The following is a 13674-nucleotide window of genomic DNA, read 5'->3' as shown; positions in this document are numbered from 1 at the left end:
TGTTAGCATACCCAAATTACTAATATTTCTATTCCTGACGGCAAAAAAAACTGCTGCCATAGTATTTTTTCTAAGACAGCAGTTTTTCATATTACAGTTTTAAATTTTTCCTGATTTTACTTAGAACAAATTCGAGAAGAAGTCAGCAATTGCATTTCCTATCATGACAAAGAAATCACAGATTTTCGCCCAGATTCCTTTGGCATCATCCAAATCAATTCCCATGTCTTTAATTTTATCATAGACATTCTGCGCTTGATTTTGAATTTTACCAAGGTCTAAATCCAGTCCGCCAATCTTTTTCATCAACGAAACCATCTTGGTTTTCATCTCATCATCAATGGAAACATTCAATTCTTTTTCTGCTTCATTAATTGCGTCTTTTATTTCATCTTCCGATGTCAAATCGCCGCTGACTACTTTGTCTTTCAAAAGTGCCACAAACTGAGCAGCCTTTTCCTTACCGATGTCGTTTGCCAGCTCACTCGTTGCTACCAGCTCATTGGTCGCTGCATCGGAACTCGCCTCATCGACTCCTTCGCCGGTCATTTCACCGTAAGCCTTCATCGCACCAACCAAAGCAGCTGTACCGGAAATCGGAAATGGTCCGGCAACCGTCACTTTGGCATCCGAAATTCCGGCGGTCACAAGGGCATTCGTATACATTTCCTTGCTGCAGAAAGAAATATTATGTGTCTCTACCTCGATTCCGCTGCCGGCATCTGCCTCTTCAATCATAACCGACGATAACGCTCTCGTTCCAATTACTTTGGAAGCAAGATATTCATCCAGATACTGATGCTCTTCCTTGTTTGTCACTGTGATTGTCTGATAATCTGCGAGTTCTTCATTTGTAATTCCAAACTGCTTCATTACCTGCGCTTTTTCTTTCGTTGATAAATCTGCACCAAATGCGAGAAATGGTTTTACCGACACCGAATCGGCAAACGTATATTTTCCCGGCACAAGGCACAAAACTAATGCAAGGGCACTAACCAGTGCCAAACGAATGGATTGTTTCATCGTATCACCTATCTTCCTTTCCCCGGTCTGCTTTTTACAAAGCTTTAATTCGCTCCAATGCTTTTTTCGTATTTTCAGCTGAACCAAAAGCAGTCAGTCTGAAATATCCTTCTCCACTTGGTCCGAATCCGGAACCAGGTGTTCCTACTACATTTGCTTTCTCCAACAGCATATCAAAGAAATCCCATGATTTCATGCCATCCGGTGTCTGAAGCCAGATATATGGGGCATTTACACCGCCAAATACAGTATATCCCATACCGGAAAGTGCGTTTCTGATTTCTTTGGCATTATTCATATAATAAGCAATCTGCTCTTTTGTCTGTGCTTTGCCTGCTTCGCTGTACACTGCTTCACCAGCACGCTGAATGATGTATGGTGCACCATTGAATTTTGTTCCATGGCGTCTTGCCCAAAGGCTGTTAAGCATCGTTCCATTGCTGTCAACAAGCTGTTTTGGCACAATTGTAAATCCAAGACGGGTTCCGGTAAATCCGGCATTTTTTGAGAAACTTCTCATCTCAATCGCACAGGTTTTTGCGCCGTCACACTCATAAATGCTGTGTGGCACATCCGTTTCAGAAATGTATGCTTCATAGGCAGCGTCATAAATGATAACGGCTTTCTTTTCGTTTGCATAATCAACCCACTTCTGAAGCTGCTCTTTTGTCAGCGTTGTACCCGTTGGGTTGTTTGGACAGCAGATGTAAATAATATCCGGTGTCTTCTCCGGAAGTTCCGGCACAAAATTATTTTCTGCCGTACATGGCATATAAATTACATTTGACCAGCACTCTTTATCTTTCAGATATTCTCCGGTCTTTCCAGACATTGCATTACTGTCAACATAAACCGGATAAACCGGGTCTGTAACGGCAATTACATTGTCCTGAGAAAATATATCAACAATGTTTCCGGAATCACTTTTTGCACCATCGCTGACAAAAATCTCATCAAGTGCAATGTCAACACCACGGGATTTGTAATCGTTATCAGCAATTGCACGGCGCAGAAATTCATATCCAAGATCCGGTGCATAACCGTGGAATGTTTCTGCTTTGCTCATCTCATCTACCGCACTATGAAGAGCATCGATTACCGCCGGTGCCAAAGGCTGTGTTACATCGCCGATTCCTAAACTAATGACTTCTTTGTCGGGATTCGCTTCCTTGTAAGCGGCTACTTTTTTTCCAATCGTAGAAAAAAGATAACTGCCCGGCAGCTTTAAATAGTTATCATTTACTTTAAACATTTTTATGCCTCCTGTCTGTAGTTATGTCATTGACATTTTACACGAAAACGCCTGCTAATGCAAGCGCGGGAGAGTGTAAGTTTGCGTCAAGTGGGTGTTGGCACTTTTTTTGTTTTCCGTAATTCCGTAGAAAAGCTTTGCGTCTCGTGGGCACTCCCGTTTGTTGAGTGCGTAGCGGTATGGACACTGAAACTACCAGCGCCACATACCGACGTACTCAAACCCACGAGTCACAAAGTTTTTCTACGGAATTACTGGAATCCAAATAAATTGGCAATACACATTGATACAAACTTATATTTTCTGCTCTTAATTGGTCGCAACCGTTCCATTCACATTTATATAAAGTTACCGCCTAACTATCATCACAAATATTTCTCCCCCCTATTGCCACTATGAAACAAAAAAATCCAACGGGGTATGAGACTATAACGCGAAGCGTTATCCCGTCTCGTAACCCGTTGGATTCCTTTTTGTAATCTTTATAAATCTACAGCACCTGTAGAACCGTTTTTCAAGCCTTCATTTACTACATAATAAGCTTTTCCTTCTTCCGGTTTTACATACAATTTTGCTCTTTTAATAGATGTAATTTTCTTTCCTTCTGCTTCCCATGCTGCCACAACTTTTTCCATAATTTCCTGCTGGGAAAATTCCTGTCCGTAAATCTGAACAAAAACTTCTGAGTCAACAGTAGCTGCTGTCTTGCGAATCGTAGCTTTACTTGTTTTTCTCGGTTTTCTTGTTGTCTTTCTGGCCGTCTTTGCAGCCGTTGTTTTTGCTACTGGTTTTTCTTCCTCAGCAACCGGCTTTACTGCTTCTTTTTTCGGCTCTTCTTTTGCAGGAGCTGCTGTTGTTTTTACTGCCGGTTTAGCGACCGGTTTTACAGCTGGCTTTGCTGCAGTTTTTGCTGTTGTTGTTTTTGATACTTTGTTTGCCTTGTTCGTAGTCATCTGAATCCCTCCATTACTTCTGATAAAACATTGTATCATAATATGTAAAATATTATACATGTTTTATTAATTCTTTACAATTGCTATTATGACTAAAAAAAAGCTGTTTGTCAAATAAATACATACACTTTCACCAAAAACTCTTTACTTTTTTTCTTCTATCACGTAAAATAAGGATAAATACTAGCGCAATGGATATAATAAATGCGTAAGAAAGGAAGGATATTAAAATGAAAAAATTTGTAAAATTCCTCCTTGGTCTGACTGCAGTTGCAGCAGCAGTAGGTGGTATATTGTATTTCTTGAAAAATGTTCTGATGAAAGATTATCTGGATGATTACGATGACGACGATTTTGACAATGACCTTTATGATGAGGACGATGACGACCGCGACTACGTGACACTCTCACCGGATGAAGAATCAGAAGAAGCAGACGATACATTAGTTCCGGATGACATGGAAGAAGAATAAAAATTCATCATAACACAAAGAACTCATAAACCAGATGGTCTATGAGTTCTTTTTCTATACCATACCAATTATCGTGAAAGGCGTTTTGTCATACTATACAAGTGCTCGTCAATATCTTTTGTCATCTGCAATGCATAGTCAATATCAAAATCAGTAAATTCGCCATTTTTATATGCAACTACACGATTTGTTTGACCTTTCAATAAAAGATCAACAGCTCTTGCTCCCATTGCTGATGCGTATACACGGTCACGACAAGAAGGATTTCCGCCACGCTGGATATGCCCAATCACCGTTGCACGCGTCTCAATGCCGGTTGCAGCTTCAATTCGTTTTGCCATTTCATGAGAATGACCAACACCTTCTGCATTTACAATAATATGATGTTTCTTTCCGATACGACGCTTTGACATAATCTTTTTAATAATTTCCTCTTCATCGTTTTCCTCAGCACGCTCCGGAATCAAAACATACTCGGAACCGTTGGAAATACCACACCATAATGCAATGTGTCCGGCCGTTCTTCCCATTACCTCAATGATACTGCATCGCTCATGGGAAGCGGAAGTATCACGAACCTTATCAATGGCTTCCATTGCCGTGTTGCAGGCAGTATCAAATCCAATCGTGTATTCGGTACAGGCAATATCCAGGTCAATGGTTCCCGGGATACCAATTGTGTTAATTCCATTTGCCGAAAGTTTCTGTGCTCCACGGAAAGAACCGTCACCACCGATTACAACCATACCATCAATGCCATGTTTGCGGCAGATGTCAGCAGCTTTCTGCTGGCCTTCCGGTGTCATCATCTCTTTACAGCGAGAAGTAAATAAAATTGTGCCGCCACGCTGAACAATATCAGTAACGCTCATCGTGTCCATGTCAATAATATCCTCTTCCAAAAGTCCTGCATATCCACGACGGATACCCTTTACTTTCAGACCACTGGAAATACCGGCTCTGACTACTGCACGAATCGCAGCATTCATTCCCGGCGCATCGCCACCACTTGTTAATACACCAATTGTCGTTACCTTTTTCGCCATAATCCGATTTCCTCCAATTATATGTTTTATCTATTTCATTTATCATTTCTCATACATGTATATTTTACTATGCCCGGAATTTTTTTTCAATACTCTTTTCCGTGACTTTCACATTATCCTCGCCAAATTTAGTATACAATTCCGACAGCAATTCTTTGCATACTTTCGTGCACCGGCTCTTTGGCAAAAGTTTTCTCGCACGGTCTTTCGACAAATAAATATAAACATTTTCCGTGCCATCGTAATTTCCAAGAATGGCAAATAAAGTCTGCTCTGCTTCTTCATAATCCGCACGTGTTGGAAATTGAATCCACAGTTCTTTTTCCACGGCATCAAATGGCACAACACCGGAGCAAATAAGTTTCGCAGGCTTGTCCTCTTCAACAGTCACACGGCCTTGAATAAATACTTTTGCATCTTCCTCTAAAAGTGTGCGGTATTTTTCATAATCGCGTGGAAAGACAATGACTTCTACCGTTCCATACAAATCTTCTACCGTAAGAAATGCCATCATGTTATTCGTACGGGTTGCTTTTACCGTTCGTCCGGTAATCATACCGCCGATAACCGCTCTCTCCTGGTCTTTCACTTTCGGCTCCGTCTCGCCGTCAACCACTTCAAAGTCAGCCGTCGTACGTGTAATATTTTTCTCTAATGTTGCCACATATTCTTCCAGCGGATGGCCACTGATATACACACCCAGCACTTCTTTTTCAAAACCTAAAATTTCTTCTTTTTCGTATTCACCTACATCCGGCATTTTTACTTCTAACTCTTTTTGTTCCTCCGGACTAGCAAAATCAAACAAGGACATCTGACCGGAAAGCGTTCCTTTCTTCTCCTGATTTACACCATCCATAATGCTGATGTAAGAATACATTTTCTGCTTTCTGGTACCCGGCAGGCTGTCAAGTGCGCCCGACTTAATAAAACTTTCAACAGTTCGTTTATTCACCGATTTTCCGGACAAGCGCATGCAGAAGTCTTTCAACGAGCGGTATCTGCCGCCAAGCTTGCGCTCTGCGACAATTTCATCAATAACCGGTCTGCCGACTCCCTTGATAGCAGCAAGTCCATAGCGGATATTTCCTTCATACGGCGTAAAACGATACTCTCCCTCGTTGATATCCGGTGGCAGAATTTCAATTCCCATTTTACGGCAGTTCATAATGTACTCCGTAATTTTCCCGGTATGCTCCATAAAAGAGGTCATCAACGCCGCCATAAAATCAACCGGATAATGACATTTTAGATATGCTGTCTGATATGAAACGACAGCGTAAGCCGCCGCATGCGATTTGTTAAACGCATATTTCGCAAAATCGGTCATATCATCAAATATTTTAATTGCCACTTCTTCCGGGATTCCCCGCTTAATGCAGCCTTCCACGCCAATTTCTTCATTGCCATAGATGAAATAATTCTTTTCTTTCTCCATGACATCTGCTTTTTTCTTAGACATGGCGCGGCGCACCTGGTCGCTTCGCCCATAACTGTACCCGGCCAGATCACGCACAATCTGCATAACCTGCTCCTGATAGACAATACAGCCATAGGTCGGTGCTAAAATCGGCTCTAGTTCCTTGCAGTCATACTGAATATTATCCTGATTATTTTTTCCCTCTATATATTTTGGAATAAAATCCATCGGTCCCGGACGATACAAAGAAATTCCCGCGATAATATCTTCCATACTGTGCGGCTTTAACTCTTTCATGAAGTTTTTCATCCCCGCACTTTCTAACTGGAACACGCCTTCTGTGTGTCCGGAACTTATCATATCAAATACTTCTTTATCATTATAGTCAATGTCGTGTACATCAAATGCACCATGAATCGCATTCTGGATTACCGTCAGCGTACGAAGTCCCAGAAAATCCATTTTCAAAAGACCTAATTCCTCTAACGTTACCATCGTGTACTGCGTCGTAATGTTGCCATCCGAAGCCCTTGATAGCGGAACGAATTCATCGACCGGTTTTGGACTGATTACAACCCCCGCCGCATGAACAGAAGTATGTCGCGGAAGTCCCTCTAAACGCATTGCCATATCAATCAGTTTCTTCGCCGAATCATCCGTTTCGTACATCGTGCGCAGTTCCGGATTCATTTTCATCGCTTTTGCAATCGTAATACCAAGCTCCATTGGAATCGCCTTTGCCACACTATCTACATACGCATACGGAAGGTCTAACACACGTCCGACATCGCGGATTACCATACGCGCTGACATCGTACCAAATGTTACAATCTGCACCACGTGGTCGGCTCCGTATTTTCTCGTTACATAATCAATAACTTCCTGACGTCTTTCATAGCAGAAGTCAATATCAATATCCGGCATCGTCACACGTTCCGGATTTAGAAAACGCTCAAACAAAAGGTTATATTTAATCGGATCAATCAAATCCGTAATATTCAAAGAATACGCCACCAAAGAGCCGGCTGCCGAACCACGTCCCGGGCCTACCGGAATTCCATGGTCTTTGGCATATTTAATAAAATCCCAAACAATCAAAAAGTAATCAACAAATCCCATCGTGGAAATGGTATCAAGCTCGTAATTTAACCGCTCTTCCAACTGCTCTGCCTGCTCCTTTGGATAACGTTTATAAAGCCCCTCTTTACAGAGTTTTCGCAGGTAGCTTTCAGAAGTCTCTCCCTCCGGCACATCAAAGTGCGGCAATTTATAATCACCAAACTCAATTTCAACATGACATCTCTCGGCGATTTTATGAGTGTTTTCAATCGCCTCTTTAGCATACGGAAATAATGCCTCCATCTCCCCAACGGATTTCAAATAATACTGTCCGCCCTCGTAGCGCATACGGTCGGTATCACTGACCTTCTTTCCGGTCTGAATGCATAAAAGAATGTCGTGTGCTTCTGCATCCGAATCGTAAATGTAGTGGACGTCGTTCGTCGCCACCAAATCGATCCCTGTCTCCTGATGCAGACGAAGCAGTCCCTGATTGACCGTCTTCTGATCCGGAATACCATGATCCTGAAGTTCTAAAAAGAAATTATTTTCACCAAAAATCCCCTGTAACCGGTACGCTTCCTGCTTTGCCTCATCATATAGCCCACGGCGCAGAAAACTTGGAATTGAACCTGCGAGGCATGCACTCAGCGCAATAATTCCCTCATGATATTTTTCTAACACATCATAATCCACTCGCGGTTTATAATAAAATCCTTCTGTAAAACCACGGGAAACAATTTTAACAAGATTTGCATATCCTATATCATTCTCTGCTAAAAGCACCAAATGATGATAACGGCTTTCTTTTGCATTTCCTGCTTCCCTGTCAAAGCGTGAACCGGGTGCCACATAAATTTCACATCCCAAAACCGGATTAATTCCTGCTGCTTTTGCCGCACGGTAAAAATCAACCACGCCATACATCACGCCATGGTCGGTAATTGCCAGACTATCCATTCCCAATTCTTTGGCACGACTCACAAGCTCCTTGATTTTACTGGAGCCATCTAACAAACTATATTCCGTATGTACATGCAAATGCGTAAATTCCATGGTATCCCCCATTCACTAAAATAAAAAGGCCGCTATACAAACCGTAACATCCCGGTTCGGACAGTAGCCTGTAACCATTACTATTTCTTATCTGCTAATTTCCGGTCAGGTAATTCTCCATCTCTTTCATAGCAGTCTCTTCGTCTTCCCCGTCAATAAGAAGCTCCAGCTTTTGTCCCTTTGCGAGTCCCAGTGTCATCATGCCCATAATACTTTTTGCATTTACTGTCATAGTATCACGATGGATTTCAATGTTACTCACATACTGGCTTGCTAATTGAACCAGCATAGCAATTGGTCTTGCTCCATCCTCACCTAAACTGACGTCAATGTTCTTCCTTATCATGTTTTCCTCCTTGTAATCGCAGTCCTTGTGCTATCTCACTTAATTTGCGCAATCGGTGGTTCACCCCGGATTTTCCAATTGGCGGTTCTAACATCTGTCCCAATTCTTTCAGCGAAACATCCGGATTCTCCAGACGTAATTTCGCAATCTGCGACAAATTCTCAGATAAATTACCAAAGCCTATCGTATCATGAATATAACGGATGTCTTCCGTCTGTCTTGCTGCTGCCGAAACCGTCTTCTTAATGTTTGCGGTCTCACAATTTACCTGACGGTTAATGGAATTTCGCATTTCTTTCAAAATGCGAACATTTTCAAATTCCATCAGTGCCTTGTGCGCACCGACAACATTCAAAAAATCAACAATCGCCGCTCCTTCTTTCATGTATACGACAAAATTATGCTTTCTTTCTATCGTTTTTGCCTCAATTCCAAAAATACCCATAATCTCCAAAATCCGAGCAGCATGTTCTCTATCTCCAGCTGCGATTTCCAAATGATACCCACTGTTTGGGTCGGTAACGGAACCACTTGTCAAAAAGACTCCCCTTAAAAAAGCCCGGTTGCAACAGGCTTTTTGTCCAATACACTCCACCGAAAATGGCGAATATTCCTGCACTCGAATTGCTTTCATAAAGTCCCTTGCATCTTCATCTTCCAATAGAAAAAGTGAATATTGATGATGTCCGCTTACGGACACATCCGGCACAATATGAAAGACTCTCTTAACTAACATATAGCATTTCTTCGCAACTGTCAAGTTTTCTGTCACAAACTTAACCTGACATTCACCTTCTTCATTCATGTAAATCTGCCCACACACGGCAAAAAACGCCGCCAGTTCTGCTAACTGGCAATGTCTTGCTTTTCCCATTTGCCCAAGCAGTTCTTCTTTTACTTTTCCTGCGAACGACATATATATCTTAACCGGTCCTTCTCTATATCTCTATGCTCTTTCTTGCAGCCATATTCCGTGTTTGCATACTCCTCATACATCGCATTGGTTAATGTCACGGAACGATGCTTGCCGCCCGTACAGCCAATTGCAATCACCAACTGCGTTTTTCCCTCCGCAATGTAGTTTGGAATCAGAAAATCAAGCATATCTTTCATTTTGTTTCTAAACTCAACTGCCTTTGGTGAACTCATAACATAATCGTATACCGGCTTGTCATCTCCGGTAAGTGGTTTTAATTCATCCACATAAAAAGGGTTCGGTAAAAATCTCACGTCAAAAACCAAATCGGCATCCGAAGGAATTCCATACTTAAATCCAAAAGAAACAAATGTGAGATAAAAGTTGCAAAAATCCTCATGCTCCACAAAAATGCGGTCAATCTCCTGTTTCAATTCACGTATCAAAAGTGTCGTTGTATCAATGATGTAGTCCGCCCTTTTTTTCAGTTCGGAAAGAAGTGCTCTCTCATCTTCAATTGCTTTATCCATGCGGCCGCCCTGTGCCAGCGGATGCATTCTTCTTGTCTCTTTATAGCGCTTTACAAGAACTGACGTTGACGCTTCCAAAAATAAAATTTCCAGCGTATAACCTCTGCTTTTTAAATCATCCAGTACATGAGCGGCTTCTTTTAACGAACGATATCCGCCACGGATGTCAATGCCAAGTGCCACCCGCTCAATTTCCTCGCTGGAATCCTCCGTCAATTGAATCAACGTAGGCAGTAAAGACAACGGCAGGTTATCCACACAGAAATATCCATCATCTTCTAATATTTTCATTACGGAACTCTTTCCGGAGCCACTCATCCCGGTTACTATGACAAATCTCATGCAAAGTTCCCCCTTTTCTTATTATTCAAAACCAATCATGCGGACTTCCGGCTCTAACTTAACGCCAAATTCATCCATCACACGATTCTGCACATCACTTATTAACTGCGCCACATCTTTGGCAGTCGCCTCACCGCGGTTTACCACAAAGCCGCAATGCTTTTCGGAAACCTGCGCGTCACCCACACGGTATCCCCTAAGTCCTGCATCTTCAATCAGTTTTCCGGCAAAATATCCCTCCGGACGTTTAAATGTGCTGCCTGCACTCGGGTACTCTAACGGCTGTTTTTCGCGGCGTCTTTTATTTAACTCTTTGATTTCTTCCTGAATTTCTGCCGGATTTCCCTTTTCAAAAGAAAATGTTGCCTCTAAAACCAAATAGCCTTTTTGAAGAATCACACTGTTTCGATAGGAAAGCTGCAAGTCTTCTTTCTTAAGGACAACGCGCTCACCCTCTTTTGTCAATACTTTTGCACTCACAATGCAATCTTTGATTTCTCCACCATAGGCACCGGCATTCATCGCAACACCTCCGCCTAATGTTCCCGGAATTCCTCCGGCAAAGGCAAAACCCTTTAACCCTTTTGAAGCCAATCGAGATGCCATATAAGCTAACGAAACACCAGCCTGTGCCGTCACAACACCATCATCTGAGATTTCTATTTTTTCCAATCCCTTTCCAATTTCAATGATAACACCATCAAAACCGTCATCGGAAAAGAGCATATTACTTCCCTTTCCAATCACATAGTAAGAAAGTCCTTTTTCTTTTGCAAAATCCAGTGCCTCAATAATTTCTTCTTCTCGCTCCGGTATGAAATAGTACGCTGCCGGTCCGCCAATCCGAAATGTCGTATGAGTCCGCAGCGGTTCCTGTTCCAGTCGAATCATTTTTCTCTCCTTCTATTTAAAAAGCACCATTCGCACAGCACCATAAATGCCGGCATCATTGCCAAGTTCTGCCAAGTGGAAACTCTTGTTTTTCAAGGCAAACATGGAATTTTCATTATAATATTTTTCTACTACATCTAAAAGAATCTGTCCTGCTGCTGATACCCCGCCGCCAATAACAAAGGCTTCCGGATCTACCACATGAGCAACATTACTTAATGCAACACCTAAATATCTGCCAAACTTCTCAACCACTTTCATGCAGTAAGCATCGCCCTCTTTGGCACCATCAAAAACAGCTTTTGCCGTAACTTTTTTATCTGCTAAGTAAGAACCTTCCGGTACATTTTCTTTTGCCATATTCACAATTCCGGTTGCCGAAGCATACTGCTCCAAACAGCCTTTGTTTCCGCATCCGCAGACACGAGTTTCATCCATATTAACTTTCATATGACCGATTTCTCCACCGGCACCTTTACAGCCGGTCAAAATTTTTCCCTGTAAAATGACACCGCCGCCAACGCCGGTACCAAGTGTCACCATGACAATACTGTCATAGCCTCTGCCGCCGCCTTTCCACATCTCACCAAGCGCAGCTACATTCGCATCGTTTCCAACTTTTACATTGCCAACGCCGGTTAAGCTTGCCAGTTTGTTGGAAACCGAGAATACATCCCATCCCAGATTGGCACATTTTAATACTGTTCCGTCAGCAGTAACCGGTCCCGGAATACCAACACCGATTCCTTTGATATTTCCCTCAAAGGTTTCTCTTTTTTCTTCGATACTATCTACAATATCTGACAGAATATACTTTCCATTATTTTTTCGTCTCGTCGGAATTTCCCATTTATCCAAAAGTTCTCCGGTATCTGAGAACATTCCCATCTTTACGGTCGTTCCTCCCACATCAACCCCAACATAATACTGTGCCATATCATCCGTCCTTTCTATGCCTTACCAAAGTTATTACTCGTCACACGGTTGTACAATTCTCTCGCTGCATTATATCCCATCTTCTTCTGTCGGTAATTAACCGCCGCCGACTCGCAGATAATGGCTACATTTCGTCCCGGTCGAATCGGAATCGAATGACAGACTACTTTATTTCCAAGGTATTCAATGTACTGCTCTTCCAATCCCATGCGGTCATATTCCTGCTCTTTGTTCCACTCTTCCAGCTGAATGACAAGGTCAATCGACTGTGTGTTTTTTACACTTTCTACACCAAAGAGTGTCTTGGCATCAATAATTCCAATGCCTCGCAGTTCAATGAAATGTCTTGTTATATCCGGAGCTGAACCAATCAGCGTCTCATCACTTACTTTTTTGATTTCTACCACATCATCTGAAACCAATCGGTGTCCTCTGTGAATCAATTCCAGGGCAACCTCACTTTTACCGATACCGCTCTCACCAGTAATCAGTACGCCCTCGCCGTAAATGTCAACAAGCACGCCATGAATACTGATTCTAGGTGCCAGTTCTACTTTCAGCCATCTCGTAACCTCAGCGGAAAATGCAGAAGTGTCAGCGTGCGACTGTAAAATCGGAATCTCATATTCGTTCGCCAACTGCAAAAACTCTTCCGGCACCGGCAAATCACGGCAAAAAACAATGCCCGGAACTTTGTAAGAGAGAATTCGTTTCATCTGCTTAAGACTTTCCTCAATTCCCTGCTTTTCCATATACGTATGTTCTACCTGACCGATAATCTGGATTCGGTGATGGTCAAAATAATCAAAAAAACCCGCAAGCTGTAACGCCGGACGGTTTACGTCTGACTGCGTAATTTCAATCGCCGAAATATCAACATCCGGTGTAAGATTTTTGACTTTCATTTTCTGGATAAATTTTTCTAAAGACACTGTATACATGGCAGTACTTCCTTCCCTGATATTCTATTGTGATGATACCATATTGGGGGGCGTTTTTCAACGGTAGTTTGTGGGAAGTGTTCGTTGCTGGTTTTTTAGGTTCCGTAATTTATCAAGAAAAGTTTGTGTTTCGTGGGTGCTCTCGCTAAACAAACGCGTAGGGGTATCGGCATGCCAACTACGCATGCCAGATACCCACGTGTTTGTACCCACTCTCCACAAATCTTTTCTTGATAAATTACTGGAATACTAAAAAGACTAGTAACGAACACTTCGCATATTTCTGCGGTGAGATTTTTGTTTTTTGGGGAGGTGAAGAGGTACATACTTTCTAGACAACTCTTTTCACCTAATTTTACCTAAATGGTTGCATTTTCACCTGATTATCTGACTTTATTCGGACAAATCACACGAAAAACACAACCCTTTCTTCTCATTTTGATGTGACCCCCAAATGTTAGACTTTTTAGGCGTAGCAGTTTGATGGCTG

12 protein-coding genes are annotated in these 13674 nt (G+C 42.2%); 1 reads left to right on the top strand and 11 read right to left on the bottom strand.

Features of this window, described 5'->3' with window-relative positions; genetic code table 11:
• Positions 1 to 120 precede the first annotated feature (120 nt).
• From DW005_RS11960 to DW005_RS11950, 3 genes are all read right to left on the bottom strand, one after another.
• Positions 121 to 1023, bottom strand: coding sequence for a DUF1002 domain-containing protein (locus DW005_RS11960; protein ID WP_022377191.1), 903 nt, complete (start codon positions 1021 to 1023; stop codon positions 121 to 123).
• 34 nt (positions 1024 to 1057) lie between these two features.
• Positions 1058 to 2275, bottom strand: coding sequence for an LL-diaminopimelate aminotransferase (locus DW005_RS11955; RefSeq protein WP_117479726.1), 1218 nt, complete (start codon positions 2273 to 2275; stop codon positions 1058 to 1060).
• 482 nt (positions 2276 to 2757) lie between these two features.
• A complete protein-coding gene (locus tag DW005_RS11950) occupies positions 2758 to 3228 on the bottom strand; it encodes a DUF6465 family protein (protein WP_022377189.1) in 471 nt (156 codons plus the stop codon).
• A 230-nt stretch (positions 3229 to 3458) separates the two neighbouring features.
• Here DW005_RS11950 and DW005_RS11945 point away from each other — a divergent pair, with 230 nt between their 5' ends.
• A complete protein-coding gene (locus tag DW005_RS11945) occupies positions 3459 to 3701 on the top strand; it encodes a hypothetical protein (protein WP_022377188.1) in 243 nt (80 codons plus the stop codon).
• A gap of 68 nt (positions 3702 to 3769) precedes the next feature.
• Here the strand turns inward: DW005_RS11945 and pfkA are convergent, their stop codons facing one another.
• The 8 genes from pfkA to hprK all read right to left on the bottom strand — a co-directional run bounded on the left by pfkA (position 3770) and on the right by hprK (position 13184).
• Positions 3770 to 4747, bottom strand: a complete 978-nt coding sequence (pfkA, locus tag DW005_RS11940; protein WP_117479724.1) for a 6-phosphofructokinase — start codon at positions 4745 to 4747, stop codon at positions 3770 to 3772.
• Positions 4748 to 4814: 67 nt separating this feature from the next.
• A complete protein-coding gene (locus DW005_RS11935; RefSeq protein ID WP_117479722.1) occupies positions 4815 to 8282 on the bottom strand; it encodes a DNA polymerase III subunit alpha in 3468 nt (1155 codons plus the stop codon).
• A 94-nt stretch (positions 8283 to 8376) separates the two neighbouring features.
• Entirely contained in the window at positions 8377 to 8628 is a 252-nt protein-coding gene (locus DW005_RS11930) for an HPr family phosphocarrier protein (RefSeq protein WP_022377185.1), read from the bottom strand.
• Positions 8609 to 9544 (bottom strand): DNA-binding protein WhiA, encoded by a 936-nt coding sequence (gene whiA, locus DW005_RS11925; protein ID WP_022377184.1) that lies wholly within the window; start codon positions 9542 to 9544, stop codon positions 8609 to 8611. Before whiA ends, DW005_RS11930 begins: the two co-directional genes overlap by 20 nt.
• A complete protein-coding gene (rapZ, locus tag DW005_RS11920) occupies positions 9523 to 10416 on the bottom strand; it encodes an RNase adapter RapZ (RefSeq protein ID WP_022377183.1) in 894 nt (297 codons plus the stop codon). The genes whiA and rapZ overlap by 22 nt, the downstream gene beginning before the upstream one ends.
• Before the next feature lie 21 nt (positions 10417 to 10437).
• The gene (gene murB / locus DW005_RS11915) at positions 10438 to 11307 is read right to left on the bottom strand and encodes a UDP-N-acetylmuramate dehydrogenase (RefSeq protein WP_022377182.1); all 870 of its coding nucleotides are present in this window, start codon (positions 11305 to 11307) and stop codon (positions 10438 to 10440) included.
• 12 nt (positions 11308 to 11319) lie between these two features.
• Positions 11320 to 12243, bottom strand: coding sequence for an ROK family glucokinase (locus DW005_RS11910; protein WP_117479720.1), 924 nt, complete (start codon positions 12241 to 12243; stop codon positions 11320 to 11322).
• A gap of 14 nt (positions 12244 to 12257) precedes the next feature.
• Positions 12258 to 13184: an HPr(Ser) kinase/phosphatase gene (hprK, locus tag DW005_RS11905; RefSeq protein ID WP_117479718.1), complete on the bottom strand. Its 927-nt coding sequence runs from the start codon at positions 13182 to 13184 to the stop codon at positions 12258 to 12260.
• Positions 13185 to 13674 lie beyond the last annotated feature (490 nt).

This window comes from Clostridium sp. AF36-4, assembly GCF_003435975.1.
In the GTDB taxonomy this organism is placed as follows: domain Bacteria; phylum Bacillota; class Clostridia; order Lachnospirales; family Lachnospiraceae; genus Eubacterium_F.
The sequence above is the reverse complement of the archived record's forward strand: the minus strand, read 5'-3'. Positions and strand labels throughout refer to the sequence as shown.